The sequence below is a fragment of the Agromyces sp. Y558 genome (assembly GCF_059445415.1).
Genome location: NZ_JCAIUH010000004.1, coordinates 64075 through 90144, shown reverse-complemented (window position 1 = coordinate 90144; position 26070 = coordinate 64075). Strand labels below are relative to the sequence as shown.

Annotated in this window: 28 protein-coding genes and 1 tRNA gene; 17 read left to right on the top strand and 12 right to left on the bottom strand. The window is 68.4% G+C overall.

Features of this window, described 5'->3' with window-relative positions; all coding sequences use genetic code 11:
* Positions 1–40 precede the first annotated feature (40 nt).
* From AC1C2T_RS17950 to AC1C2T_RS17940, 3 genes are read right to left on the bottom strand one after another with little or no spacing between them, the layout of a single operon-like run.
* Entirely contained in the window at positions 41–976 is a 936-nt protein-coding gene (locus AC1C2T_RS17950) for an NUDIX hydrolase (protein WP_495386191.1), read from the bottom strand.
* A complete protein-coding gene (locus AC1C2T_RS17945) occupies positions 973–3165 on the bottom strand; it encodes an RNA degradosome polyphosphate kinase (RefSeq protein ID WP_495386190.1) in 2193 nt (730 codons plus the stop codon). Before AC1C2T_RS17945 ends, AC1C2T_RS17950 begins: the two co-directional genes overlap by 4 nt.
* A gap of 45 nt (positions 3166–3210) precedes the next feature.
* Positions 3211–3900, bottom strand: a complete 690-nt coding sequence (locus tag AC1C2T_RS17940) for a response regulator transcription factor (RefSeq protein ID WP_495386189.1) — start codon at positions 3898–3900, stop codon at positions 3211–3213.
* A 76-nt stretch (positions 3901–3976) separates the two neighbouring features.
* On the opposite strand from AC1C2T_RS17940, the gene AC1C2T_RS17935 reads away from it, so the two are divergent.
* From AC1C2T_RS17935 to ygfZ, 3 genes are all read left to right on the top strand, one after another.
* Positions 3977–4291 carry a hypothetical protein gene (locus tag AC1C2T_RS17935; protein WP_495386188.1) on the top strand — a complete coding sequence of 105 codons (315 nt, stop codon included), beginning with the start codon at positions 3977–3979 and terminating at the stop codon, positions 4289–4291.
* Between the two features lie 154 nt (positions 4292–4445).
* Positions 4446–5054 (top strand): heme-binding beta-barrel domain-containing protein, encoded by a 609-nt coding sequence (locus AC1C2T_RS17930; protein WP_495386187.1) that lies wholly within the window; start codon positions 4446–4448, stop codon positions 5052–5054.
* On the top strand, positions 5054–6235 hold the full coding sequence (ygfZ, locus tag AC1C2T_RS17925; protein WP_495362841.1) for a CAF17-like 4Fe-4S cluster assembly/insertion protein YgfZ: 1182 nt from the start codon (positions 5054–5056) through the stop codon (positions 6233–6235). Before AC1C2T_RS17930 ends, ygfZ begins: the two co-directional genes overlap by 1 nt.
* A 201-nt stretch (positions 6236–6436) precedes the next feature.
* Here the strand turns inward: ygfZ and AC1C2T_RS17920 are convergent, their stop codons facing one another.
* Complete coding sequence (locus AC1C2T_RS17920) at positions 6437–6571, bottom strand: hypothetical protein (RefSeq protein ID WP_495386186.1); 135 nt, start codon at positions 6569–6571, stop codon at positions 6437–6439.
* Positions 6572–6654: 83 nt separating this feature from the next.
* Between AC1C2T_RS17920 and AC1C2T_RS17915 the strand changes: the two genes are divergently transcribed.
* Entirely contained in the window at positions 6655–7401 is a 747-nt protein-coding gene (locus AC1C2T_RS17915; protein WP_495362840.1) for a phosphoglyceromutase, read from the top strand.
* A 190-nt stretch (positions 7402–7591) separates the two neighbouring features.
* Here the strand turns inward: AC1C2T_RS17915 and phoU are convergent, their stop codons facing one another.
* Positions 7592–8251 (bottom strand): phosphate signaling complex protein PhoU, encoded by a 660-nt coding sequence (gene phoU / locus AC1C2T_RS17910; RefSeq protein ID WP_495362839.1) that lies wholly within the window; start codon positions 8249–8251, stop codon positions 7592–7594.
* Positions 8252–8435: 184 nt separating this feature from the next.
* Here phoU and AC1C2T_RS17905 point away from each other — a divergent pair, with 184 nt between their 5' ends.
* Together AC1C2T_RS17905 and AC1C2T_RS17900 are read left to right on the top strand one after the other, a co-directional pair.
* Positions 8436–9695, top strand: a complete 1260-nt coding sequence (locus AC1C2T_RS17905) for a sensor histidine kinase (RefSeq protein WP_495386185.1) — start codon at positions 8436–8438, stop codon at positions 9693–9695.
* Positions 9692–10372, top strand: coding sequence for a winged helix-turn-helix domain-containing protein (locus AC1C2T_RS17900; RefSeq protein ID WP_495386184.1), 681 nt, complete (start codon positions 9692–9694; stop codon positions 10370–10372). The genes AC1C2T_RS17905 and AC1C2T_RS17900 overlap by 4 nt, the downstream gene beginning before the upstream one ends.
* A 65-nt stretch (positions 10373–10437) precedes the next feature.
* Here the strand turns inward: AC1C2T_RS17900 and AC1C2T_RS17895 are convergent, their stop codons facing one another.
* A complete protein-coding gene (locus tag AC1C2T_RS17895) occupies positions 10438–10914 on the bottom strand; it encodes a hypothetical protein (RefSeq protein WP_495386183.1) in 477 nt (158 codons plus the stop codon).
* Positions 10915–11072: 158 nt separating this feature from the next.
* Between AC1C2T_RS17895 and AC1C2T_RS17890 the strand changes: the two genes are divergently transcribed.
* From AC1C2T_RS17890 to rlmB, 4 genes are all read left to right on the top strand, one after another.
* Entirely contained in the window at positions 11073–11555 is a 483-nt protein-coding gene (locus AC1C2T_RS17890; protein ID WP_022889889.1) for a CarD family transcriptional regulator, read from the top strand.
* Between the two features lie 256 nt (positions 11556–11811).
* Entirely contained in the window at positions 11812–13002 is a 1191-nt protein-coding gene (gene ispD, locus AC1C2T_RS17885; protein ID WP_495386182.1) for a 2-C-methyl-D-erythritol 4-phosphate cytidylyltransferase, read from the top strand.
* A gap of 48 nt (positions 13003–13050) precedes the next feature.
* Positions 13051–14475 carry a cysteine--tRNA ligase gene (cysS, locus tag AC1C2T_RS17880; RefSeq protein WP_495386181.1) on the top strand — a complete coding sequence of 475 codons (1425 nt, stop codon included), beginning with the start codon at positions 13051–13053 and terminating at the stop codon, positions 14473–14475.
* Positions 14472–15485: a 23S rRNA (guanosine(2251)-2'-O)-methyltransferase RlmB gene (gene rlmB / locus AC1C2T_RS17875; protein WP_495386180.1), complete on the top strand. Its 1014-nt coding sequence runs from the start codon at positions 14472–14474 to the stop codon at positions 15483–15485. The genes cysS and rlmB overlap by 4 nt, the downstream gene beginning before the upstream one ends.
* A gap of 72 nt (positions 15486–15557) precedes the next feature.
* On the opposite strand, the gene AC1C2T_RS17870 is transcribed toward rlmB, so the two are convergent.
* The gene (locus AC1C2T_RS17870) at positions 15558–16880 is read right to left on the bottom strand and encodes a DUF4032 domain-containing protein (RefSeq protein ID WP_495362832.1); all 1323 of its coding nucleotides are present in this window, start codon (positions 16878–16880) and stop codon (positions 15558–15560) included.
* Between the two features lie 103 nt (positions 16881–16983).
* Positions 16984–18084 carry an ABC transporter ATP-binding protein gene (locus AC1C2T_RS17865; RefSeq protein WP_495362831.1) on the bottom strand — a complete coding sequence of 367 codons (1101 nt, stop codon included), beginning with the start codon at positions 18082–18084 and terminating at the stop codon, positions 16984–16986.
* Between the two features lie 248 nt (positions 18085–18332).
* On the opposite strand from AC1C2T_RS17865, the gene AC1C2T_RS17860 reads away from it, so the two are divergent.
* From AC1C2T_RS17860 to AC1C2T_RS17850, 3 genes are all read left to right on the top strand, one after another.
* The gene (locus AC1C2T_RS17860; protein WP_495386179.1) at positions 18333–19259 is read left to right on the top strand and encodes a DsbA family protein; all 927 of its coding nucleotides are present in this window, start codon (positions 18333–18335) and stop codon (positions 19257–19259) included.
* Between the two features lie 90 nt (positions 19260–19349).
* Positions 19350–19422: transfer RNA gene (locus tag AC1C2T_RS17855), tRNA-Thr, on the top strand.
* A 4-nt stretch (positions 19423–19426) separates the two neighbouring features.
* The gene (locus AC1C2T_RS17850; RefSeq protein ID WP_495386178.1) at positions 19427–20542 is read left to right on the top strand and encodes a DMT family transporter; all 1116 of its coding nucleotides are present in this window, start codon (positions 19427–19429) and stop codon (positions 20540–20542) included.
* Here AC1C2T_RS17850 and AC1C2T_RS17845 read toward each other — a convergent pair.
* A complete protein-coding gene (locus AC1C2T_RS17845) occupies positions 20474–21337 on the bottom strand; it encodes an ABC transporter permease (protein WP_495386177.1) in 864 nt (287 codons plus the stop codon). The genes AC1C2T_RS17850 and AC1C2T_RS17845 overlap by 69 nt on opposite strands.
* Complete coding sequence (locus AC1C2T_RS17840) at positions 21337–22062, bottom strand: ABC transporter ATP-binding protein (protein WP_495386176.1); 726 nt, start codon at positions 22060–22062, stop codon at positions 21337–21339. Before AC1C2T_RS17840 ends, AC1C2T_RS17845 begins: the two co-directional genes overlap by 1 nt.
* A 128-nt stretch (positions 22063–22190) precedes the next feature.
* Between AC1C2T_RS17840 and AC1C2T_RS17835 the strand changes: the two genes are divergently transcribed.
* Both AC1C2T_RS17835 and AC1C2T_RS17830 read left to right on the top strand, forming a co-directional pair.
* Positions 22191–23315, top strand: a complete 1125-nt coding sequence (locus AC1C2T_RS17835) for a sensor histidine kinase (RefSeq protein ID WP_495386175.1) — start codon at positions 22191–22193, stop codon at positions 23313–23315.
* Positions 23312–23962, top strand: a complete 651-nt coding sequence (locus AC1C2T_RS17830) for a response regulator (protein WP_495386174.1) — start codon at positions 23312–23314, stop codon at positions 23960–23962. Before AC1C2T_RS17835 ends, AC1C2T_RS17830 begins: the two co-directional genes overlap by 4 nt.
* A gap of 15 nt (positions 23963–23977) precedes the next feature.
* On the opposite strand, the gene AC1C2T_RS17825 is transcribed toward AC1C2T_RS17830, so the two are convergent.
* Both AC1C2T_RS17825 and msrB read right to left on the bottom strand, forming a co-directional pair.
* A complete protein-coding gene (locus AC1C2T_RS17825; protein ID WP_495386173.1) occupies positions 23978–24535 on the bottom strand; it encodes a nitroreductase family protein in 558 nt (185 codons plus the stop codon).
* The gene (gene msrB / locus AC1C2T_RS17820) at positions 24536–24937 is read right to left on the bottom strand and encodes a peptide-methionine (R)-S-oxide reductase MsrB (protein WP_495362826.1); all 402 of its coding nucleotides are present in this window, start codon (positions 24935–24937) and stop codon (positions 24536–24538) included.
* 233 nt (positions 24938–25170) lie between these two features.
* Here msrB and AC1C2T_RS17815 point away from each other — a divergent pair, with 233 nt between their 5' ends.
* On the top strand, positions 25171–25467 hold the full coding sequence (locus tag AC1C2T_RS17815; RefSeq protein ID WP_495362825.1) for a DUF3263 domain-containing protein: 297 nt from the start codon (positions 25171–25173) through the stop codon (positions 25465–25467).
* 27 nt (positions 25468–25494) lie between these two features.
* Positions 25495–26040: a LytR C-terminal domain-containing protein gene (locus AC1C2T_RS17810; protein WP_495362824.1), complete on the top strand. Its 546-nt coding sequence runs from the start codon at positions 25495–25497 to the stop codon at positions 26038–26040.
* Positions 26041–26070: the final 30 nt, after the last annotated feature.

Below are 26070 nucleotides of genomic sequence, written 5' to 3'. Positions count from 1 at the left end.
GAGACGGCGCTGACGCGCCTCCTCAACCCACGAGAGCGCGTCACGCCCGCGGTGCGTGCGTCTCGATCGCGATGATGCCCGAGCCGGGGCTCGTGGCCGAGAGGTGCACGACACTGAACGCGCCTGCCTCGAGCCCAGCGGCATCCGTGACGTAGGTGCCAAGGGGAGTGCCGGTGGCGAGGGCCACCTCGCGCATGATCTCGGGAAGCACCGGGGCGTGGCTGCAGATGATCGCGCTCTTGCCGGCCCGCACCCGTTTGCCGACGACGCGGCGTACGTCGGCGCCGCCGGACTCCCACGCGTCTTGGCTGATGGCCGCATCGCGCTTGATCTCGATGCCGGTCGCGGCGGCGAGCGGCGTCACCGTCGTCACGCACCGCACGGCCGGGCTCGACACGATGCGTATCGGCGCCCACGCGCCGAGCGTCGCCACGAGCCCTGCCGCCTGCTTGACGCCTCGCTCGGTGAGCGGCCTCGCGGCGTCGGCCCCCTTCCAGCCCGACCGGCCGACAGCCTTGCCGTGGCGCACGAGTGCGAGTGAGAACGTCGAAGTGACGCCCTGGTCGAGCAGCTTCGCGAAGGCGTCGAGGATCTCGACATCGGGCTTGTAGCTGAGGTATCCCCGAGCCCGCTTGATCGTGACCCATTCGAGCGCGGCGACCTCGGCGTTCGGCTTGAACGTCGAGCGTTGCACGGCCCGTTCGCTCACTTCAGCGGCCCAGTAGTGCACGATCTTCTCGCGCTTGCTCGGCAACGGATAGCGCGAGATCCCGAGCGGGACCCCGAGTGCGACCTCGAGCCCGGTCTCTTCCGCGACCTCGCGCACTGCGGTCTGCGGCAACGATTCGCCGGGGTCGACCTTGCCCTTGGGGATCGTCACGTCACCGTAGGCGGTGCGGTGGATGACCAGCACGTGCATCTTGCCGTCGATGACTCGCCAACAGACGGCGCCCGCGGCGTAGACCGCCGTCGTCACCGCCTCGGTCCCGAGCGAGGGCGCTGGCCCGAACGAGTGCGCTGACCGATCTGCTGCATGAGCCTATTCTGCATGTCATCGAGCGGATGCCCCGCAGCATCCACCGATTGCCTGGTCCATTCGCCCGAGCCGTCGAGCCACCACGCGCTCGTCGTCTCGGCCATCGCGAGGTCGAACAGCGAGTCGATCTCAGCGAGGTGGGTGGGATCGGTGAGCCGCACGAGTGCTTCGACTCTGCGGTCGAGATTTCGGTGCATCATGTCGGCTGAGCCGATGTAGACCTGCGGGTCGCCGTCGTTGAGGAATGAGAAGATGCGCGAGTGCTCGAGGTAGCGGCCGAGCACAGAACGCACGCGGATGTTCTCGCTGAGCCCCGGGATGCCTGGCCGAAGACTGCAGATGCCGCGCACCAGCACGTCGACGGACACTCCCGCATTCGACGCGCGGTAGAGCGCGTCGATGATCGCCTCGTCGACGATCGAGTTCATCTTGATGCGGATGCCGCTGGGACGACCGGCCTCGGCATTGCTGATCTCGCCGGCGATGAGCTTGAGCAGTCCCTTGCGCAGGTGCAGGGGCGCGACGAGCAGCCGTTTGAACTTCTTCTCGATGGCGTAGCCAGAGAGCTCGTTGAAGAGCCGGGTGAGGTCTTTGCCGACCTGGTCGTCGGCGGTGAGAAGGCCGAGATCTTCGTAGATACGGCTCGTCTTGGGGTTGTAGTTGCCGGTGCCGATGTGACTGTAGTGGCGAAGCACGCCCTTCTCCTGGCGGATGACGAGCGCCAGCTTGCAGTGCGTCTTCAAGCCGACGAGGCCGTAGACGACGTGCACGCCGGCCTTCTCGAGCTTTCGCGCCCACGAGATGTTCGCCTGCTCGTCGAAGCGGGCCTTGATCTCGACGAGGGCGAGCACCTGCTTGCCGGACTCGGCAGCGTCGATGAGTGCTTCGACGATGGGGCTGTCGCCCGAGGTGCGGTAGAGCGTCTGCTTGATGGCGAGCACGTCGGGGTCGGCGGCTGCCTGCTCGAGGAACGCCTGCACGCTCGTGGCGAACGATTCGTAGGGGTGGTGCAGCAGCACATCTTGTCGGGACACGGCGGCGAAGACGTCTGCCCGAAGGTTCGACTCGCTCGGCTGCAGTTGCAGCGCGGTGGTCGGCACGTGGGTGGGGTAGTGCAGCTCGGGCCTGTCGAGGCGCGAGAGGTCGAAGAGACCGCCGAGGTCGAGCGGCGCGGGAAGGCGGAACACCTCCTGCTCCGTCACGTCGAGCTCGCGCACGAGGAGCCCGAGGGTCACGTCATCCATGTCGTCGGTGATCTCGAGCCGGATCGGCGGACCGAATCGGCGGCGCAGCAGTTCTTTCTCGAGTGCTTTGATGAGATTCTCGGTCTCGTCTTCTTCGATCTCGACGTCTTCGTTGCGGGTGACGCGGAACACGTGGTGCTCGACGATCTCCATGCCGGGGAAGAGGTCGCCGAGATGGTTGGCGATGAGGTCTTCGAGGGTGACGTAGCGGGCGTCTTCGATCGATTCGCCCGGATCGACGCGCACGAAGCGCGGCAGCATCTGCGGCACCTTGACGCGCGCGAACTCCTGCCGCCCGGTGCGACTGTTGCGCACGCGAACCGAGAGGTTCAACGAGAGCCCTGAGATGTAGGGGAAGGGATGCGCCGGGTCGACCGCCAGCGGCATGAGCACGGGGAAGATCTGCTTGGAGAAGTACTCGCGGAGGTGTGCGTGCTCTTCATCGCCGAGCTCGGCCCACGTGATGACTCGGATGCCGGACTCCGCGAGCGCGGGCTTGACGAGCTCCTGGTAGGCGGCGGCGTGCCGCTCCTGCAGCACATGCGCCTTCTTGGAGATGTCGCTGAGCACGTCGAGTGGCGATCGCCCGACATTCGACGGCACGGCCAGACCGGTCACGATACGGCGCTTCAGGCCGGCGACCCGAACCATGAAGAACTCGTCGAGGTTCGAGGCGAAGATCGCGAGGAAGTTCGCTCGTTCGAGCACGGGCACCCTCGGGTCTTCTCCGAGCTCGAGCACGCGCTGGTTGAAGGCGAGCCAGCTGAGTTCGCGGTCGAGGTAGCGCTCGGGCGCGAGTTCGGGTGCGCCTTCGAGGTCGAACGGCTCGAAGTCGTCGTCGAAGTCACTCGACGTGCGGTCGTCGAGGATGCTGTCGGCGGTCATCCCTTCATCATGCCACTGGCCTGTGACCGGCAGATGGGGTGTTCGTCAACGGGCGGTGACGGATGCGCCTTCGTCGTCTTCCTCGTGCACGTTGAAGCGGTACCCGACGTTGCGCACCGTGCCGATGAGACTGTCGAGGTCGCCCAGCTTCGCTCGGAGCCGCCGCACGTGCACATCGACCGTGCGGGTGCCGCCGAAGTAGTCGTAACCCCAGACCTCGCTGAGCAGCTGCTCGCGGGTGAACACGCGCGAAGGGTGAGCTGCGAGGAAGCGGAGGAGCTCGAACTCCTTGTAGGTGAGATCGAGGGTGCGACCGTGCACCTTCGCCGAGTAGCTCGCCTCGTCGATGACGACGCCGGAGGTCTGGATGCGCTCGCTCGGCTGCGATGACTGCGAACGACCGATCGCGAGGCGGATGCGCGCGTCGAGCTCGGCAGGGCCGGCGTGTTCGAGCACGACGTCGTCGGTTCCCCAATCGGGCGTCACAGCCGTGAGCCCGCCCTCGGTGACGATCAGGATGAGCGGCACGGAGAGTCCGGTCGTGCGGAGGATCTGCGAGAGGGCCTTGGCGGCGGCGAGATTCGTACGCGCGTCGAGGAAGACGAGATCGGATTCAGGCGCTCTGACCAGCTGCTCAGGCGAAGCGGGAATGATCCGCGTTCGATGAGTCAGAAGTGACAGAGCCGGGAGAACTTCATCGTTGGCTGCCGGCGACAAGATCAGCAGCTGAGCCACGCACACCGTCCAGTAGTAAGGTGCGGTCAATACTACGGGACGCCGACGGGCGCTCCGCGAAACGAATGGGGAGACGATGAACGACGAGACCGACACGAGCAGCGGATGGCTCGGCATCGCAATCGTCTGGGCGATCGCACTCGTCGGCGCGGTCGTGGTCGTGACGCTCGCCTACGCGGGAACCGCGGTCTGGCTCGGTGACACGACGCGGCTCGGCGTGTACGGTGCGCTCGGCGTGGTGCTCGCGACATCCGTCATCGCCGCTCTCGTCACCCAGCTCGCCACGCGACGACCCGAGGGCTTCGTTGCGCGGGGGAGTTGGAGTATCGCCGGCGCCGTCGTGGTCGTCGCGATCGCGGCCCTCGCTGTGGCGCCCGTCGCCGTGCCGTGAGCGGATAGACTCGGAACATGTCTGAGCTGCTCGCCCTCGAACTCCTCTTCATCGGCCTGCTCGGCCTCGCGAGCCTCGCGATCGCCTGGGTGAGCGGCGTCGTCGTCTACAAGCTCTTCAAGGGCCAGCGCTAGGTGCCCGTGAGGACGTGGCAATGATCGACCTGCCCGTCGACCTCCCGGCAGAGCTCGTGCCGCTCTCCTGGCTCCTCGGGGTCTGGGAGGGCTCGGGCGTCATCGATTACAAGGGCGGCGAAGAACCGGTCACGCACGAGTTCGGGCAGCGGGTGAGCTTCAGTCATGACGGCCTCCCGCACCTGAACTACACCTCGTACTCCTGGCTGTTCCCCGCAGAAGAAGGCGGAGAACCGACGCCGCTCGTCACCGAGACCGGCTATTGGCGCTTGGCCCGAGAGCTCGGCGAAGGTGACCCAGGGCCGGCGATGCTGCCGGCGGTCGGCGAGCCGCGCTTCGCCGACGCCGAGGCCGTCGAGTCTCTGCGCAACGCCGACGGCGGCTTCGACATCGAAGTGTCGATCGTGCACCCCGACGGCGTCAGCGAGCTCTACCTCGGCCAGGTGAAGGGCCCACGAATCGACCTCGCGACCGACGCGGTGCTGCGCACCAGCAGCGCGAAAGACTATGCGGCCGCCACGAGGCTCTACGGCCTCGTCGACGGCCATCTGCTCTGGGCGTGGGATATCGCCGCCCTCGGAAACGAGCTGCGCACCCACGCGTCGGCCCGACTCGCGAAGGTTGACTGATGACTGTTTCCCCGTTCCTCGGCCTGCCGGGCGCCGTCGCAGCCGAAGGCGTCGATGCGGGCGTCGCCGGCCACTACGGCAACCCGATCGTCGAGCAGCGCCGCCTCGAACGCGGGCAGGCGATCGTCGACCTCTCGGGTCGTGGCGTCGTGACCGTGACCGGCCCCGACCGGCTCTCCTGGCTTCATTCCATGGCGAGTCAGGCGCTCGACCGGCTCACTCCCGGTGAGAGCGCCGAGGCACTGTTCCTCGACGCCTCGGGGCGCATCGAGCACGCGGCGCATATCATCGACGACGGCGCCACCACGTGGCTCATCGTCGAAGGCGACGAGGCCGCACCGCTCGCCGCCTTCCTCGACCGAATGCGTTTCATGCTGCGAGTCGAGGTCGCCGACGCGAGTGGCGAGGTCGCCGTGCTCGGCGCGATGTCCACGACTCCGCTCGATGCGGCGGTGCCCGCGTTCGCCCCGAACGGTGTCGCCCTCGACTGGGTCGACCCGTGGGAGCACCTCCGCCCAGGGGCCCATCAGTACGCCCGCGACGCCGGCCACCCGGCATCCGAATGGCACTGGATCGAACGCATCGTGCCGCGCGCTGCGCTGGCCGACGCAGCAGAGGCTGCGCGTGCCGGCCGGGTCGACATGGCAGGTTCGCTCGCCGCCGAGGCCCTGCGGGTCGCCGCGTGGCGTCCGCGCCTCGCGACCGAGGTCGACGAGAGATCCATCCCGCACGAACTCGACTGGCTGCGAAGCGCCGTCGACCTCGGCAAGGGCTGCTACAAGGGCCAGGAGACGGTCGCGAAGGTGTTGAACCTCGGGCGGCCGCCGCGTCGACTGGTGCTGCTGCACCTCGACGGGAGCGACACCGTGCTGCCCGCGCCGGGTGACGAGGTCGTCGGCGAGAAGGTTCGCCCGGAGCCCGCCGCCGGTGCCCTTCGACAGGCTCAGGAAACGGAGCCCGAGCGCAAGGTCGTCGGTCGCATCACGACGGCGGTCATGCACCACGAACTCGGCCCCGTCGCGCTCGCGCTCGTCAAGCGCGCCGTGCCGGCCGACCTGCCGCTCATCGTGCTGAGCCATGGCATCGACGTCGCGGCGGCGCAGGTCGAGATCGTCCCCGCCGATTCCGGGGCAGCCGTCGAGGTGCCGCGCCTGCCGCGGCTCGGCGTCCACAAGCGCTAACCGTACTTCCCGTGCCGGGCTGAGCCTGGGCCGGACGCGCCTGGGCCGGACTGCATCGGCGGCCCGGCATCCGGAGATCGGGCCGCCGAGCGTGGGCAGGCTACTTCTTGCAGTTCGCCTTGGCGAACGCGCTCACTTGGCTGGTGTAGTGGCCCTGAGTGCCGTCCCAGTGGAAGGCCGCCACCGTCGCCGTGCCCTTCTTCACCTTCGCGACCCCGTGTCGAAGAGGTGGTACAGGGCCGCACCGGGCGCGACCTTGACGACCTTGTAGGTTCCCCATTCGGTGGTGAGCCGGATGTCGGCCCCGTTCGTGTTGCCGATGCCCGCGGCATCCACCTCGCCAGCGAGCTCGGCCCGGAGATCGAGCGCCGCCCCTGGGGCGTTGTAGGCGACGGATGCCTCGTCGGTAGGCTGTTCGCATGTCTCACACCCTCGTGCTGCTTCGCCACGGCAACAGCGAATGGAACCAGAAGAACCTGTTCACCGGTTGGGTCGACGTGCGACTCAGCGAACTCGGCACGGCCGAGGCCGTGCGCGCCGGCGAGCTGCTCGCCGAATCCGGCCTGCTCCCCGATGTGCAGCACACCTCGGTGCTGACACGCGCCATCCAGACCGCGAACATCGCCCTCGACGTCGCCGACCGTGCGTGGATCGACGTGCGCCGCTCGTGGCGCCTCAACGAACGCCACTACGGCGCACTGCAGGGTCTGGACAAGGCCGAGACGCTCGAGAAGTACGGCCCAGAGCAGTTCCAGCTCTGGCGCCGCTCATTCGACGTGCCACCGCCGGTGCTGGCCGACGACGCCGAGTACTCGCAGGTCGGCGACCCGCGCTACGCGAACCTCGCCGACGCGGAGCTGCCCCGCACAGAGTGCCTGAAAGACGTCATCGAGCGCATGCTCCCGTACTGGCGCTCCGACATCGTCCCCGACCTCGAGGCCGGCAAGACCGTGCTCGTGACGGCTCACGGCAACTCGCTGCGCGCACTCGTCAAGCACCTCGACGGCATCAGTGACGACGACATCGCCGAGCTCAACATCCCGACCGGCATCCCACTCGTCTACCGACTGGGCGACGACTTCATGCCGCTCGGCCCGGGGGAGTACCTCGACCCCGAGGCCGCCGCGGCCGGTGCTGCCGCCGTCGCCGCGCAGGGCAAGAAGTAGCCGCTCATTGATCGAGCGCCGGATCGAGCGCCGCATCGAGCGCCGGATCGAGCGCCGGATCGAGCGCCGGATCGAGTAGGCGCGACAGCGCGGCATCGAGATCCAGCGAGCGTATCGAGATCCGGACGGGGTCTCGATACGCTCCTCCGTCGCTACTCGACCTCCGGCCTCGAGCGCCGCATGCGATGAGTCAGAGTGCAGACTTCTCGGGGTCCCAGTCGCCCGTCGCGAGATACTGCACCTTCTTGGCGATCGAGACCGCATGGTCGGCGAAACGCTCGTGGTACCGGCTCGCGAGGGTCGCGTCGACCGTGTCGACCGCCTGGCCCTTCCACGTCTCGCCGAGCACCTTGTCGAAGACCTGGAGGTGCAGGGCGTCGATCTCGTCGTCGTCGTTGCGGATCTCCTCGGCGAGGTGCACGTCTTCGATGCGGAGCAGCTCGACGAGCTTTCTGGCGATCTCGACGTCGAGACGACCCATCTGGGCGAACGTCGGGCGCAGCGACTTCGGCACGACCTTGTCGGGGAAGCGGTAGCGCGCGAGCTGGGCGATGTGGGTCGACATGTCGCCCATTCGCTCGAGCGATGCGCTGATGCGCAATGCGCTCACGACGATGCGCAGGTCTCGTGCGACCGGCTGCTGGCGGGCCAGGATCGTGATCGCGAGTTCGTCGAGCGCGACCGTCTCCTGGTCGATGCGGTCGTCGTCGGCGATCACCTCTTCGGCCAAGCTCACGTTCGACTCGTTGAATGCACGCGTCGCCTTGTCGATCGATTCGGCCACGAGTCCGGCGAGCTCGACGAGCCGCTCCTGCACCTCGCGCAGTTCCTGCTGGAACACCTCACGCATGTCTGTGAATCCTTGTCTGCTCTGGCCCGTGACGGAACACGGACGTCCCGGGACGATCCGGCCCCGGGACATCCTCCCGACGCAAGGTGAACAACTGGTGCCGGGACACTGAACACTCCCTAACGTACCGCCGCACAGGCGGAGAACAGGGGAGAGAGCCGGATCGGCTGGTTAGTCTGGTGCCATGGACTCCACCTGGTTGGTGCTCACCGCGCTGGCCTTCGGCATCTTTCTCGGCGCCGCCTTCATGATCGTGCTGCACGTAGCCGAGCGCCGCGGCTCGAATGCCGCGAAGGTCGTCGCGCCGACGATCCCCGACGGGGTCGACCAGGTGCTCGACGTGCTCGAGTCCGCCGGTGTCGTGCTCGATCCCTCGAACAACGTGCTTCGAGCCTCGCCCGGTGCGCTCGCGATGGGGCTCGTGCGGCAGCAGGCGCTCGTGCACCCGGAACTGCTCGAACTCGTGTCATCCGTTCGCCGCCGCGGCGATGCCATCGACGACGAGGTGAGCGTCGCGCGCGGCCCGTTCGGCGATTCGACGCTGCGCCTGCACGTGAGGGTCGCCCGGCTCGGCACACGTTTCGTGCTGCTGCTCGCCGACGACCGCACCGAGGCGCACCGCCTCGACGAGGTGCGACGCGATTTCGTCGCGAACATCAGTCACGAATTGAAGACACCGATCTCCTCCGTGACCCTCCTGGCGGAGGCGCTCGACCAGGCAGCCGATGAACCCGAGCAGGTCCGCCGGTTCGCAGGCCGGCTCTCGGTCGAAGCTGCCAGGCTCGCGCACATCACGAGTGAGGTGATCGCCCTGTCTCGGCTCCAGGCACGCGACGCGCTTCGCCCCGACCGACTCGTGCGCATCGACCAGGTCATCGCGGCCGCGGTCGACCAGAACCGCGTCGTCGCCGGTGCGAAGCGCGTCGAGATCGCCGTGCGTGCCTCCGCGAAGGCGGAGGTCTACGGTGATCGCGCCCTGCTCGTCGTCGCCGTGCACAACCTCATCGCGAACGCGATCGCCTATTCGAACGAGGGCGGCCGCGTCGGCGTCGGCGCGAAGGTCGTCGGCGACGTCGTCGAGATCGCCGTCACCGACCAGGGCATCGGCATCGAGGCCGACGACCTCGAGCGCGTCTTCGAACGGTTCTACCGTGTCGATCAGGCGCGTTCACGCAACACCGGCGGATCAGGTCTCGGCCTCAGCATCGTCAAGCACACGGTGCAGAACCACGGCGGCGATGTTCGCGTGTGGTCCCAGCCCGGCAGGGGATCGACGTTCATGATCCGGCTGCCCGTGGCCGAGATCGCCATCGAGCCGGAGGTCGGCGATGGCGAGCTCGAGAGCCCTGCGGATGTCGCGCCGACGCGTACATCGAAGTCCAAGGGATCATCAGCAACACCGGCTGCGAAGCTCGCAGCCTCCGATCGAGGAGACCGTACGTGACCCGCATCCTGCTCGTCGAAGACGAGATCGCCCTGAGCGACCCCCTGAGCTTCCTCCTCGAGCGCGAGGGCTATGAGGTCGAGGTCGCGGCTGACGGGCCCTCGGCGGTCGCCGCGTTCGACCAATCGGGCGCCGACCTCGTGCTCCTCGATCTCATGCTGCCGGGGCTGCCGGGCACCGAGGTGTGCCGCGAGATCCGCAGCCGCTCGACGGTGCCGATCATCATGCTGACGGCGAAGGACTCCGAGATCGACATCGTGGTCGGCCTCGAACTCGGCGCCGACGACTACGTCACGAAGCCGTACTCGACGCGCGAGCTGCTCGCCCGCATCCGGGCGGTGCTGCGTCGCCGCATCGAGATCGAGGATTTCGACGAGGCGGTGCTCGAGGGCAGCCGGGTGCGCATGGACGTGGATCGGCACACCGTCGAGGTCGATGGGGAGCCCGTGCCCATGCCGCTGAAGGAATTCGAGCTGCTCGAACTGCTGATGCGCAACCCCGGTCGCGTGCTGACGCGGGGCCAGCTCATCGACCGGGTCTGGGGCTCCGACTATTTCGGCGACACGAAGACGCTCGACGTGCACATCAAGCGCATCCGCTCGAAGATCGAATTGCAGCCGTCGGAGCCGGTGCAACTCGTGACCGTGCGAGGGCTCGGCTACCGTTTCGAGGCCTGAGCACGCGGAACGGTACGGAGAAGGGGTGGCGGATGCCTTGCATCCGCCACCCCTTCTCCGTGAAGTCAGGGTACGAGGTGCGCGTACTCGGGCAAACGGCCGTCGAGCACGGGCACGAGCTTCTCCACGCCCTCGACGGAGCCGTACTGGAAGAACATGGGCAGGAGGCTGCCGGGGATGGAGTCGATGCCCTCGAGCAGCAGCGGCTCGATGACGTCGATGCCTTCGATGTCGTCGGTGCCGAACTCGACCGTGCTGCCGGCTTCGACCTCGATGGTCTGGGTGTCGCCGCCGCCGAACTGCACGCCGAGTTCGACGTCATCGGTGCCGTTGTTCACGATAGCCATCACGAGGTTTCCGTCGACCCCGTCGTCGGAGACGATGAGGATGTTGCGGAGGTCGAGATCGCCGACGTCGGCTGAGACGCCGTCGCTCGCGTTGTAGTGCTCGGTCGTCGCCTGGTACGTGAGCATCGAGCATCCGCTCGCGCCGAGCGCGATGCCGAGGGCCAAAGCAGCGGATGCCGCGAGACGCGCCTTCACAGAACCTCCAAGTACAAGCGAGCGCGCGAGCTGTGGCCCGGGCGCAAAGGGATCGGAACCGAGCATATCGTACGGAAGATGCCACTCCAGTAGGGAGGCGGAACCTTAGCATGATCCTGAATGTGATATCCTGTTAGTTGCCGAAAGGACATCTATTCATGCTTTTTGAGGTTGGCGAAACCGTCGTTTACCCCCACCACGGTGCCGCAACGATCACCGAGGTCAAGAAACGCATCATCAAGGGTGAAGAGAAGCTCTACCTCAAGCTGAACGTCACGCAGGGCGACCTCGTCATCGAGGTGCCCGCTGAGAACGTCGACCTGGTCGGCGTTCGCGACGTCATCGGCAAAGAGGGCCTCGACAAGGTCTTCGAGGTACTGCGCGCCCCATTCACCGAGGAGCCGACCAACTGGTCGCGTCGCTACAAGGCGAACCTCGAGAAGCTCGCTTCAGGCGACGTGATCAAGGTTTCCGAGGTCGTACGCGACCTCTGGCGCCGCGATCAGGATCGCGGCCTCTCGGCCGGTGAGAAGCGCATGCTCGCGAAAGCGCGCCAGATTCTCATCTCCGAGCTCGCGCTCGCCGAGAAGACCGATGAAGAGGCGGCTTCGACCGTGCTCGACGAGGTGCTCGCCTCCTAGCGAGTCGAGTCCTCACGAACGGCGGGCGCGAGAGCGCCCGCCGTTTCGCGTCCCCGCTGGTCGAGTAGGCGCGCCGGCGCACCCCACGTTGGTCGAGTAGGCGCGCCAGCGCCGTATCGAGACCTCGCGACGAGTCTCGATACGCTCCTTCGTCGCTACTCGACCAGCGGGTGACGCGCCCCATCGTTGGGTCGAGTAGGCGTGCCAGCGCCGTATCGAGGCCGCACCCGATGGCAGACGCGGCTACGCTCGAATCGTGAGTTCAGCGACCGCCGTCATCGTCGTCGCCGCGGGCAGCGGCACACGGCTCGGCCACACCGAGCCGAAGGCGTTCGTGCCGCTCGGCGACGGCACGATCCTCTCGGTCGCTGTCGATGCCGTGCTCGGCATGCGCGAACCGCCGCACCTCGTGCTCGTCGTACCCGCCGATCGGGTCGATGTCATCCAAGCGACGTTCGGGCCGGCCGCTGCCGAGGCATCCGTTCAGCTCGTCGTCGTGGCGGGCGGATCGACTCGCCAGCATTCCGTCGCAAGCGGCCTCGCGGTGCTCCCGCCCTCGGTCGAGACCGTGCTCGTGCACGATGCGGCGCGGGCGCTCGCGCCCGCCCTGCTCTTCGACGAGGTCGCCGGCGCCGTTCGAGCCAGGCGGCGCGGCATCGTGCCCGCACTCGACGTGGTCGACACCGTAAAACGGATCTCCGAAGACGGACACGTACTCGAGACCGTCGACCGGTCGACGCTGCGCGCGGTGCAGACGCCGCAGGGATTCCCGCGAGCATCGCTCGACCACGCCTACGCCACGGTTCACGGAGACTTCACGGATGACGCGGCGCTCGTGGCATCCGCTGGGCTCACCGTCGAAGTGGTGCCCGGCGACGTGCGTGCATTCAAGATCACCGTGCCGGCCGACCTCCACCGCGCAGAGCAGCTCGTGAACGAGCGGCGGGCTGCGGCCGCGGTCGGCCGTGCAGCGCCGCGCATCGGCGCCGGCACCGACGTGCACGCGTTCGCCGACGAGGCCGGCGTGCCGCTGTGGCTCGCCGGCCTCGAATGGCCGGGCGAGCGCGGTCTGTCGGGCCACTCCGACGGCGATGCCGCGGCGCACGCGATCTGCGATGCCCTCCTCGCCGCTGCGGGACTCGGCGACGTCGGACAGGTGTTCGGCACGGCCGACGCACGATTCGAGGCGGCGCACGGTGAGGTGTTCCTGGCCGAGACGCGCCGGCTCGTCGAAGCCGCGGGCTGGCGCGTGGGCAACGTCACGGTGCAGATCGTCGGCAATCGGCCGAAACTCGCGCCGCGCCGCGCTGAGGCCGAGGCGTTTCTGTCAGGCATCCTCGACGCACCCGTGAGCGTGTCGGCGACGACGAGCGATGCGCTGGGATTCACTGGCCGCGGTGAGGGCGTCGCGGCGATTGCGACGGCCCTGCTGTTGCCGGTCGCCTGAGCCGCAGTCGCGCAGGTCCCGGACACGCCCGGCCGGTAGGCTTACGGAGTGACCGTGCAACTTTACGACTCGAAGGCCCAGGCCCTACGTGATTTCGTGCCCCTCAGCGAGGGTCACGTCGGCATGTACGTCTGCGGACCGACGGTGCAGTCGAGCCCGCACATCGGGCATCTGCGCAGTGCACTGGTCTACGACATCCAGCGTCGCTGGTTCGCATACCGCGGCAACGACGTCACCTTCGTGCGCAACGTCACCGACATCGACGACAAGATCTTGAACGCGGCCGTCGACTCGTCGACCGGTGAGCAGTGGTGGGCGCTTGCCTACCGCGTCGAACTCGAGTTCACGGCGGCGTATACCTCGCTCGGCATCTTGGCGCCCACGTACGAACCGCGGGCGACCGCGAGCGTGTCGCAGATGCAGGAGCTCATCGCGCGGCTCATCGAGCGCGGCCATGCGTATGCGGCCCCGGATGCCTCGGGCGACGTGTACTTCGACACCGTGAGCTGGCCCGCCTACGGCGAGCTCACGCGTCAGGCGCGCGACAACATGGAGGCCGCGGTCGACGCGGATCCTCGCGGCAAGCGCGACCCGCGCGATTTCGCGCTCTGGAAGGGTCGCAAGGACACCGAACCCGATTCAGCGAGCTGGGCCTCGCCGTGGGGCGATGGTCGCCCCGGCTGGCACATCGAGTGCTCGGCCATGGCGAGCCGGTACCTCGGCGCCGAGTTCGACATTCACGGCGGCGGCCTCGACCTGCGTTTCCCGCATCACGAGAACGAACTTGCACAGTCGACCGCGGCCGGCGACGAGTACGCCCGATATTGGGTGCACAACGGACTCGTGAACATCGGCGGGCAGAAGATGTCCAAATCGCTCGGCAACTCCGTCTACGCGGCGGAGTTGTTCGAGCTCGCCTCGCCGCTCGCCGTACGCTACCTGCTCGGAGCCGCGCACTACCGGTCGACACTCGACTACGTGCCCGGTTCCCTCACTGAGGCCGAGGCGGTCGTCGACCGCATCCGCGTCTTCCTCTCGCGGGTCGAACGACGCCTCGCGGGCACTCGGTACGCCGCAGTCGGCAGCCCCGTCATCCCAGACGCGTTCGCCGCGGCGATGGACGACGACTTCGGGGTGCCGCAAGCACTCGCGGTACTGCACGACACCGTACGAGCCGGCAATCAGGCGCTCGACGCCGACGAGCTCCGCGATGCCGCCATCGCCCACGGCGAGGTCGTGGCCATGGTCGAAGTACTCGGCATCGACCCGCGCGATCGGCAATGGGCGCCGGCCGACACCGGCCCCGCGGCATCCGCGCTCGACGCCCTCGTCACCCGTCTCATCGAAGACCGCCAGGCTGCGCGCGAGTCGAAGGACTACGCTGCCGCAGACCGCATCCGCGCCGAACTCTCGGCCGCGGGCATCACCACCGAAGACAGCCAGACCGGAACGCATTGGAGCTTGGGATCATGAAGGGCAGCAGCGGCAAGTCGCGCGCCGGAGCCGTGCGCAAGGGGAAGAGCAAGCAGGTCGGCTCCGGAGGCCAAGGGCGTCAGGCGCTCGAGGGCAAAGGGCCCACGCCCAAGGCAGAGGATCGCGCCTGGCATCCCGCGGGCAAGCGCAAGGCGGCAGAGGAGCGTTATCGCTCGTCCGGCGGCAAGCGGGTCGCCGGGCAGGAGCAGCGTTCGGGCGCGCCGCGCGGCGCGTCGGGTGCCGCTCGCCGGTCGAAGTCCGGTGACGAGTCTGAGATCGTGACCGGTCGCAACTCGGTTGTCGAGGCGCTTCGGGCCCGCATTCCGGCGACGACGCTGTATGTCGGCGCGCGCATCGAGATGGATGACCGGGTGCGCGAGGCGATGAAGGTCGCAACGAACCGCGGCATCCCCATTCTCGAGGTCATGAAGCCCGAACTCGACCGGCTTGCCGGCGAGGGCGGCGTGCACCAGGGGCTCGCCCTGAAGGTGCCCGCCTACGAGTACGCGCATCCGATCGAGCTGCTCGACGAGGTGCTGGCGCGCGACGAGACCCCGTTGTTCGTCGCGCTCGACGGCATCACCGACCCTCGCAACCTCGGCGCGATCCTCCGCTCCACGGGGGCGTTCGGCGGCCAGGGCGTCATCGTGCCGCAGCGTCGTTCGGTCGGCGTGAACTCTGCGGCGTGGAAGACTTCGGCCGGGGCGGCGGCACGTGTGCCCGTTGCCATGGCGCCGAATCTCACGCAGACGCTCAAGGCGCTGAAGGAGCGCGGGGTCTTCGTGCTCGGTCTCGACGGCGGCGGGGATGTCTCGCTGCCGGGCCTCTCGTGGGCCGATCGGCCGATCGTGATCGTCGTGGGTAGCGAGGGCAAGGGGCTCTCGCGGCTCGTCGCCGAGACGTGCGACGCGATCGTCTCGATCCCGATCAGTGACGCGACCGAGTCGCTGAACGCCGGAATCGCGGCATCCGTCACCCTCTACGAGATCTCCAAGCTCCGCGCCGAATAGCGGGTCCGTCGGTCGAGTAGCGACCAGCGGACCTGCATACGCTCGCTACTCGACAGCGGGTTCCCGTGTGGGTCAGACGTTGGTTCGCCAGTCGCCGTCATCGTCGGGATCGAGGGCGGCGAAGGCCGCGGTGTCGGTCGAGGGGATCGTCTCGATCGGCATGGTGAACGCGCCCGTCGGCGGGCCGATCACGGTCGCTTCGTCGCGCCGATGCCGCAACACGGTGTTGATGTAGGAGGTCACCGCTTCAGCGAGCGGGATGTCGTGCCCGGCCTGCTGGGCGAGGTACCAGCGGTGGTCGAGCAACTGGTGGAACACCTCGGCCGGTTCGAGCTTGCCGCGCAGGTCGAGCGGAATCGCCCGCACGACCGGTTCGAACACACGCATGAGCCACTCGTGCGCGACCATCTCCTCGTCGAGCTCGGTCTTGCCGTAGGCGGCCCGGTACGAGTCGAGGTCGTTGAGCAGTCGTCGTGCCTGGTTCTCGCCGGCGTCGACACCTGTGAGTCGCAGCAGGCGCCGCTGGTGGTGGCCGGCGTCGACGACCTTCGGCTGGATGCGCACGGTCGTGCCCGTCTCGTCAGTCTTGATCGCGAGTTCTTCGATGTCGAAGCCGAGCTCGTTCAGCCGGGTCACGCGCTCATTGATGCGCCACCGCTCGGCGCTCGAGAACGACTCGGATCCGGTGAGCTCGATCCAGAGGCTGCGGTAGGCCTCCACGATGCCATTCGAGATGTTCACGGGATCGAGTTCGTCGGCCACCTTACCGCCCGCCTCGAGGTCGAGCAGTTCGCCCGCGATGTTGACCCGAGCGATCTCGAGGTCGTTCTCGCGTTGGCCGTTCGAGAGCCCGCCCTCGTAGAGCTTGCCGGTCTCGGCGTCGACGAGGTACGCCGCGAATGCACCAGCGTCGCGGCGGAACAGCGTGTTCGAGAGTGAGACGTCACCCCAGAAGAACCCGACGATGTGCAGGCGCACCAACAGCACGGCGAGGGCGTCGACGAGCCGCGTCGCGGTGTCGGGCCGGAGCGTCTGCGAGAAGAGCGCTCGATAGGGGAGCGAGAAGCGCAAGTGCCGCGTGACGAGCACCGGCTTGAGTGAATCGCCTTCGGCGTCGGTGCGGTTGGTGATGAACGCGACGGGCTCGACGCACGGGATGTCGAGGCGCTGCAGCGTGCGCAGCATCTCGTATTCGCCCTTGGCCATCTCGGCCGTCGTCTCCTTGATCGCCACGACGTGCGCGCCGAGGTGCGCGAACCGCACGAGGTGGCGCGAGATTCCCTTGGGCAGCGCCGCGATGGTGTCGTTCGGCCACGCCTCGAGGGGGAGGTCCCAGGGCAGGTCGAGCAGTGCAGGGTCGGCCGTGGCCGAGGTGATGGAGAGTGAGCCGCTCATTGTGGTTCAGCGTAGCCGCGGTTGAGGTGGGCGCAGAACAGGCGGGAGAACAACGATGCCGGCCGGGCCGAAGCCCGGCCGGCATCGCCGGTGATTGCGTGGGTCAGGCCAGCACGACCTTGCCGCCGAGGCGGTCGCCGGACTCTGCGTCGAAGAGGTGCACGTGGTTCGGCGTGGCGGTGAGGTACACCTTGTCGCCGGCTGACGGGTGCAGCCGGCCGTCGACGCGAGCGACGATGTCGGTGCGCTTGCCCTCGACTGTGGAGTGGCCGTAGAGGTAGCCGTCGGCGCCGAGCTCTTCGACGAGGTCGACCTCGACTGCGAGGCCATCACCCTGAGTGGGCGACACGACGATGTCTTCGGGGCGTACGCCGATGGTGGCGACCTTGCCACTCGACTGGGCGAGCGTTTCGCGGTCGACCGGCACCGTTGCGGTGCCGAACTTGATGCCGTCGTCGACGAGGTCGGCGTGGAACAGGTTCATCGCGGGCGAGCCGATGAAGCCGGCGACGAACACGTTCTTCGGGGCCTCGTACAGGTCGCGCGGGGTACCGACCTGCTGCAGGACGCCGTCTTTCAGCACGGCGATGCGGTCGCCCATGGTGAGCGCCTCGGTCTGGTCGTGGGTGACGTAGACCGTGGTGACGCCGAGACGGCGCTGGAGCGAGGCGATCTGCGTACGGGTCTGCACACGGAGCTTCGCGTCGAGGTTCGACAGCGGCTCATCCATGAGGAACACCTGCGGCTGACGCACGATCGCGCGGCCCATGGCGACGCGCTGACGCTGGCCGCCCGAAAGTGCCTTCGGCTTGCGGGCCAGGTACGGCTCGAGGTCGAGGAGCTTGGCTGCCTCGAGCACGCGTGCGGCGCGCTCTTCCTTGCCGATGCCCGCGATCTTGAGCGCGAAGCCCATGTTCTCGGCGACGGTCATGTGCGGGTAGAGCGCGTAGTTCTGGAAGACCATCGCGATGTCACGGTCTTTCGGCGGCACGTCGGTGACGTTGCGGTCGCCGATGAAGATGTTGCCCTCGTTGACCTCTTCGAGGCCGGCGAGCATGCGGAGCGAGGTTGACTTGCCGCAACCAGAGGGGCCGACGAGGACGAGGAACTCGCCGTCTGCCACCTCGAGGTCGAGCTGATCGACGGCCGGCCGGTTGCCTCCGGGGTAGATGCGGGTGGCCTTGTCGAACGTGACTGACGCCATGATTCTGTTTCTCCTTCACCGGCAGGTACGTGCCGGACGATCCGTAGTGATGGACTGCGTCGACGCTGACGCCCACTCAGTATCGCATGCGCGGATGGCCGCGAAGCACCCGTTCCGGCCGGGGCATCCAGTCGGAACTCGGCGCGCTCGCGGCATCCGTTTGGGTGATTCCCAGCCATCCTCCCTACTATCGTCTTTGCGTCCGCATGCACACGCGCGCGCCCACACAGCGACCGGAGTGACCATCGATGAGCAACGGCGGATCGAATCAGCCACGTCCCACCCGTAACGAGCAGCGCGAAGCGGCACGTGAGACGGCGCGAGTTCTCCGCGAGGAGCAGAAGAAGCGCGAGCGCCGCAACAAGGTGCTCCTTCAGGGCGGCGTCATCGTCGCGGTCGTCGCGATCGCGGCGGTCATCGGCACGCTGATCTTCCAGAGCGTCAAGCCGGCGGGCCCCGGCCCCGCCAACATGGCGAGCGACGGCATTCTGCTCACGGGTGTCGACGGCGTCATCACGGCGACCGAGTCGCCGGCACTGGCTGCGGACGGCACTCCGACCCCGACCGTGCCCGACGACAGCGGCACCGTGGCCAACATCGTCATATACATCGACTACCTGTGCCCGTTCTGCGGCCAGTTCGAGTCGACGAACTCCGAGTCGATCAGAACGATGGTCGAGTCGGGGGCCGCGACGCTCGAGGTGCACCCGATCGCACTGCTGACCAACAAGTCGGCCGGCACCCAGTACTCGTTGCGAGCCGCAAACGCTGCCGCTTGCGTCGCGGATGCCTCGCCCGAGTCGTTCTTCGACTTCAACGCGTTGCTCTTCGAGAACCAGCCCGAAGAGACGTCGACCGGCCTCGACAACGACGAGATCAAGGCCCTCGCGAAAGAGGCCGGCGTCAGCTCGCTCTCGACGATCGAGAAGTGCATCGACGACACCCAGTTCAAGGCATGGGTGCAGGATGCCACGACGCGCGCGCTCTCCGAACCGGTGCCGAACTCCGACCTCGAGTCGATCACCGGTACCCCGACGGTGCTCGTGAACGGCAAGCAGTACGCCGGTTCGCTCACCGACCCGGCAGAGTTCCAGTCGTTCGTGCTGCAGGCGACCGGTGAGACCTTCTCCGAGTCGACCTCGACGCCGACCCCGACGCCCGCACCGGCGTCCTGACGATCGCCACGAAGGCCCGGCCCCGCGCCGGGCCTTCGTGCATTCGAGCGGTGGGACGATCGATAAGATGTCGGGGAGGTCTTTCCTCTCGCCGGCTTGGCGCAATTGGTAGCGCACCGCTCTTGTAAAGCGGGGGTTGTGAGTTCGAGTCTCACAGTCGGCACTTGATGCAGAATTCAGCCACGAACGCCGTTGACGCGGCCGCGGAGACGAGCCGCACGCACGCCCATGCCCACGCCGAGCGCTCCCGTCTTCCGATGTGGCTCGCGCTCGTGCTCGCACTCGTCTTCGGGGGCCTGACGGCACTGCAGTCGCGAGTGAACGGCCAGCTCGCCGCCGCGCTCGACGATCCATTCACGGCGGCCGCGATCTCCTTCGGCAGCGGCCTCGTCATCCTGCTCGCCGTGCTCAGCCTGTGGCGCCCCGGCCGGGCCGGCATCGCGCGCGTCGTCGGCGCACTCCGCGAGCGCAGGCTCGCCTGGTGGATGGTGCTCGGCGGCCTCGCGGGAGCCTGGTTCGTGACCACGCAGGGTCTTTCTGCCGGCGTCATCGGAGTGGCGCTGTTCACGATCGCCATCGTCGCCGGGCAGACCATCGGCGGCATTGTGTTCGACTTCGTGGGCCTCGGGCCCGGCGGTCGCCGGCCGCTCAGCGCGACCCGGGTGGCCGGCGCGCTCCTCGCGCTCGCCGCGATCGGATGGGCGGTGTCCGCCCAGGTCGCGAACGATGTGCCGGTGCTCCTGATGGTGCTGCCGTTCGTCGCGGGCCTCGGCTCGGCCTGGCAGCAGGCAGTGAACGGCCGGGTCAAGGTGGTCGCCGGCAGCGCGCTCTCCGCGACCGTGTCCAACTTCGCGGTGGGCACCGTGGCCCTCGTCGTCGTGATGCTCGTGCACGCGGCATCCGCGGGCTGGCCGACGGCGCTGCCGACCGAGCCGTGGCTCTATGCGGGCGGCGCGCTCGGGTGCATCTTCATCGCCGGGCAGGCGGCGCTCGTGCGAGTCATCGGTGTGCTGCTGCTTGCCCTGTGCGGAGTTGCGGGGCAGCTCACGGCCGCCCTCGTCCTCGACCTGCTGCTGCCGACGGCCGACCGTGCCGTCGATCTCGCGACGATCGGCGGCACGGTGCTCGCGCTCGTCGCCGTGGTGGTCGCATCGATCCGGTGGGGCCGTCGCAAGCATGCGGCGGCGCTCGCAGACCCGCCCTCGGAGCTCCCATCAACCGCGCCGGGTGACGGCCTCTCGCCGGGCAGCGAGGAGGGCCGCGCTTCCGAGGACGACGGCTGAGCCGATCACCCATGTCAAGTGGAGCCACGCCGGCTGGGCTTCGGCCCCCGACCAGAACTCGATGTCCGCTCCGGGCATGACCACGCCGTAGGCGAGCTGGCCGAAGTGGAACGTCGGCAGGAATTGGGCCACCTCGCGCAGCACCTGCGGGAGCTCGCCGAGCGGCACGAAGAAGCCCGATGCGAAGGCCAACGGCAGGAACACCAGGTTGGCGATCACGGCCGCCGTCCTCGGTCGCGCCAGGAAGGCGATCGCGAACCCCAGGGTGCTGAACGCCAGTACGCCGGCGAGCATGGTGCCTGCGAGCTGGAGCCATGACGCGGCCGGCAGCTCCACCCCGCCCACGGTGGCCGCGAGAAGCGCAATGCCGATGAAGATCATCGTGCCCAGCACCAGTGCATTCGCAACCTTGCCGGCGAGATAGACCCACGTGGGGAACGGCGTGGCACCGAGCGTGCGGAACCAGCCACGACCGCGCTCCTTCGCGACGTCTTCACCGAACGTGAAGATTGCCAGCGACACCACGCCGTACGCGCCGATGGAGACTGCCATCGCGAGGCCGACACTCGTGCCGCCCGGCAGGGTCGTCGAGGCGTTGGGCAGTCCGAACATCGCGTACAGCAGCACTGGAACGGCGATCACGCCGATGGCGAAATCCGGCGTCCTCAGGCGCGTGCGCAGCTCGGTGGCGGCGGTGAGGAGGACCAGTCCGGTGACGCCGCCGTTCCGCCGCGGCTCGGCTGCCCGGGCGGACGCCGGGCGAGATGGGGGTGTGGAGGTGTCGCGGGTGCTCATCAGTCGTCTTCTTCCTGGAGGGCGGAGGATCGCTCCGCGGTGAGTGCGAGGAAGACCTCCTCGAGGTCCTCGTCGCCGTAGTGGGTCAGCTCGTCGGCCGTGGCATCTGCAACCAGGCGTCCCTGTGAGATCACCAGCACGCGATCGGCGACAGCGGATGCCTCGGCGAGGTCGTGTGTTGCGAAGAGCACGGTGGCGCCGCGCTGCACGCTGGCGCGTGCTTGATCCCAGAATCCGCGCCGGGATGCGACATCCATGGCCGCTGTGGGCTCGTCGAGCAGCAGCAGTTCCGGCGCGCCCACGAGAGCGAAAGCGAGGAGGAGGCGTTGGCGCTCGCCACCTGACAGCGTCGTCACGGTCCGTCCTGCCCGTTTCGTCAGTGTCGTGCGCGCCAGCACGTCGTCGACGTCGAGGGACTGGGGATAGCTGCGACCGATCAGCCGGACGAGCTCTCGGACCGTCATCTGTTCCGGCAACCCTGCGGACTGCAGCATCGCGCCGACTCGACGGCGGACCTGCCGCCCGGGCTGCTCACCGAACACCTCGACCGCTCCCGACGTCGGCCGGACGAGTCCGAGCAGCACCTCGAACACCGTCGTCTTGCCCGCTCCGTTGGGGCCGAGCACCGCGACGATCTCGCCACGCTCGACCACCAGGTCCAGCCCGTCCAGGGCGCGGGTCCCGTCGTATTCCTTGCGTACCTCGTGCATCTCGAGCACGGTCATGATGGGCTCCTCTCATCATCGACGACGCTACGGAGAGCGGTTCATCCACGGATGTGCCGGTCGGCACCTGTTCGACCCATGACCATTGGCAGGTCCCGGCGCCGGTCGGTCTCTCGTAGCATTCGGGTATGGCGATCAAGGCGGAGGAGCTCCTGAGCGCCGTGGCGGGGCTCGCCGCCACCCTCGTGGTGGGCATCTCCGCGCTCGTGGTCGGGCCGGGCGTCGGCGAGGATCCGGCGGCGGCGGTGATCTGGTGGTCGGCCTACCTCGTGTACGTCGCGGTGTTCATCTACGACGCCGGCTTCCTCCGGATCCGCCCGCCATGGCCGTTCGCCGTCACCGTCGGGCTGCTGTTCGTCACCGGGTCGACCGTGTGGCTCGTGGCGCCCGGGGTCGGATGGTCGGCGCTGCTCTGCGTCATCGCCACCGCCGTCGCATCATTCGGGCTCGGTCCGCGCACGGTCGCGGCGCTCATCGTGGTGCAGAGCATCGTGATCGCCGTCGGCGGCGCGAGCGCCGGTTGGGTCGTGGCGGAGGTCGTGTTCTCCACGTTGGCGTATCTGTCGTTCCAGGTGTTCGCCGCACTCGTCATCGCCGGCGCCCGGCGTGAAGCGGAGGCACGAGCAGAGCTCGCGGCGGCCCACGCCGACCTCCGCGCGGCGACGGCGTTGCTCGCCACCTCGAGCCGGGACGCCGAGCGGCTTCGAATCGCCCGTGACCTGCACGACGTCATCGGCCACCAGCTGACCGCCCTCGCCCTCGAACTCGAGGTCGCCTCGCACCGCACGACCGGCGAAGGACGGGAGCACGTCACCAGGGCGCGCGGCATCGCGAAGGATCTGCTCGCAGACGTTCGCTCGACGGTCGGCGAGCTTCGCGATGCCCGCGCCCGACTGGAGCCCACGCTGCGTGCCGTGCTGGAACGGATTCCGGGACTCGACGTCGACCTCACGGTGATCGAACGCACCCCGATCGACGAGGCGCGGACGATCGCCATCGTGCGGTCCGTGCAGGAGATCGTGACCAACACGGTGCGCCACGCGCACGCGACGAGACTCGAGGTGACGGTCGTCTGCGACGAGGACGGCCTGGAGGTGCGTGCACGTGACAATGGTGTCGGTGTGCGCCATCTCGAGCGGGGCAACGGCCTCACCGGGATGGCGGAGCGGATCGAGGCGCTCGGCGGCGAGCTGCTGCTCGAGTCCGCTCCCGGCCATGGTTTCAGCGTGACGGCGCGGGTGCCAGCACCATGACGCGCGTAGTGTTGGTCGACGACCAGACCCTGGTTCGCCAGGGCATTCGCAGCCTGCTCGCGCTGAGCGACGAGATCGAGGTGGTGGGCGAGGGCGACGACGGCGACGCCGCGCTCGAACTGCTCGCGACGAGCGACCCCGACGTGCTGCTCCTCGACCTGCGGATGCCGCGCAGAGACGGCATCGCCACGCTCGAGGCACTTGCGGCACGCGGTTCGACGGTCCCGGTACTCGTGCTCACCACGTTCGACGACGATGAACTCGTGCTCCGTGCTCTGCGAGCCGGAGCCAAGGGATACCTCCTCAAGGACGTCACCCTCGACCAGCTGGTGAGTGCCATCCGCATACTCGCGGCGGGCGGCACACTCCTCCAGCCGGGACTGACCGACCGGCTCTTCCGTGCCGTCACCGCCCGGCCCGCGGGAGTGGAAGGCTTCGAGCAGCCCGAGTCCCTGACGACGCGCGAGACCGATGTCCTGCGGTTGGCCGCTGCAGGCTATTCCAACGCGGAGATCGCGTCCGCCCTCCACTTGGCTTCCGGCACGGTCAAGAATCACCTCTCGAGCGTGTTCCTGAAGCTCGGGGTGCGCGACCGCACCCGGGCGGTGCTGCGCGCGCTGGACCTCGGGATCCTCGACGACGCCTGAGCCAGTCGGTCGAAGTCAGTCGAGCGACGTCAGTCGAGCAGCGCCGATGCGGTCGGTGCGGGGCTCGCCGCGGTCGCGCACAGGCACGCCGCCGACGTACAGCCACCCGAGCAGGCGCTCGGTGGTCGCGAGGCCGAGCATCTCCGCGACGAGCGGATGCCGCGTGTGCGGGCCGGTGCGCCACATCACGCCCCACCCCTCTTCATCGAGCAGCAGGCTGAGCAGATGGCCGACACCCGCGGCCGACGCCTCCTGTTCCCACTCGGGCACCTTGGGGTGCCCCGGAGTCGTGACGACGACCATCGCCAGCAGGAGCGGTGCACGGAGTGGCTTCGCGGCGAGCCTGTCGGCTGCGGCACCCTCGGCGCCAGCGGCCGACGCGAGCGCGCGTCCCAGCCGATCCCGCGCCGAACCGCGCAGGGCGACGACCCGCCACGGCCGGAGCGCGGCGTGATCGGCGACCCGGCCTGCAGCCTCGAGCAACGTGATGATCTGGTCGTCGTCGGGCGCGGCATCCGTCACCTTGGGCGCCGACCGCCGCGCGAGCATCGCCTCGCGAACGGATGCCGCCACTCAGGCCTCGGCAGTGAAGTCGAGGGAGAGCGAATTCATGCAGTAGCGGTCGCCGGTGGGCGTGCCGAACCCGTCGGGGAAGACGTGCCCGAGGTGGGAACCGCAGTTCGCGCAACGCACTTCGGTGCGCACCATGCCGAGCGAGGAGTCCTCGATGAGTTCGACGGCTTCGGGGCGCACCGATTCGTAGAAGCTCGGCCAGCCGCAGCCGGAGTCGAACTTCGTGCCGCTCTGGAAGAGCTCGGCGCCGCAGGCGGCGCACGCGTACACGCCGCCACGCTCCTCGTCGAGGAGTTCACCCGTCCACGGACGCTCGGTCGCGGCCTCGCGGAGCACGGAGTACTGCTCGTCGCCGAGTTCGGCGCGCCACTCCTCGTCGGTCTTGTCCACGTTGTACGCCATGAGCGGTCCTCTCAGTCCTCGCGTCGGTGCTCCACCATGCTCGCAGGTCTTGCGGCAGGTTCCGACACCGGGTGCAACGCACTGGCGAGCGTCGATGTTCCGAGCGGCGGGTCGGTCGCGGGATCGACCGGGTGCGGACCGGACACACGCCGCCGCCACACGGCTCGTGCACGGCCGACAGTGTCTAGGATTTGTGCAGGCGGCGCATCCGGCTCGCCTCGACGGGAGGTCGTATGAGCGCCGAGCGCATACCGCAACGTCCCGCCGAGTCGGCACTCGACGAGCGCGCTGTGCGCGTGCTCGCGTTCGAGTCACGCGCGTGGCAGCAGCCGGGCGCGAAGGCGGAGGCGATCCGCGATGAGTTCGCGATCTCCGCCGCCCGCTACTATCGGATACTCGGCGAACTCATCGATTCGCCCGCCGCCCTCCGGCACGACCCCATGCTCGTCAAGCGACTGCAGCGGTTGCGTGCGGCCCGGGTGGCGGCGCGAACGCGGCGTTCCCTCTCGATCGGCCGACCGCTCGACTGAGCGCGGCCCTGACACCTGACTGGACCCATGGCGCAGAAGTTCCCCCGCGATCGTTTCGACTCGATCCCGCATGGCATCGACCGCGTCGGCGCCCATCGGGCACCCGCGCGCCGGGGCGCCGGCTGGATCACCTTCGGCTGGGCGACGCTCGCGACCGTCGTGCTGGTGGGTGTGGGCATCGCCGGCGTCATGCTCTTCAACGATCGGCTGAACTTCGGCAATCCAGCGGCCGCGTCGCCGAGCCCGGAACCCGTCGTCACCGCCGAGCCGGTGGTCGCTCCCGACATCCCGGTGCTCGTGCTGAACGGCACGGCCACGTCGGGGCTCGCGGCACAGGCGCAAGAGGCCCTCGTCGCCAACGGTGTGCCGGTGGGTTCCACCGCGAACGCGAGCGACGACACGCTGACCGAGACCGTCGTCTACTACGCGACCCCCGAGCTCGAGGGTGCTGCTCGAGGCGTCGCGCAGTTCTTGCCCGAAGCAGATGTGCGGATGTCGGACCAGTTCGTGGCCACGGGCAACCAACTCGTCGTGGTGCTCGGATCCGACTACGCGGAGGCCACGGCGGGCTGACTGGCGATCCAATCGTTGCCATTCCGAGAC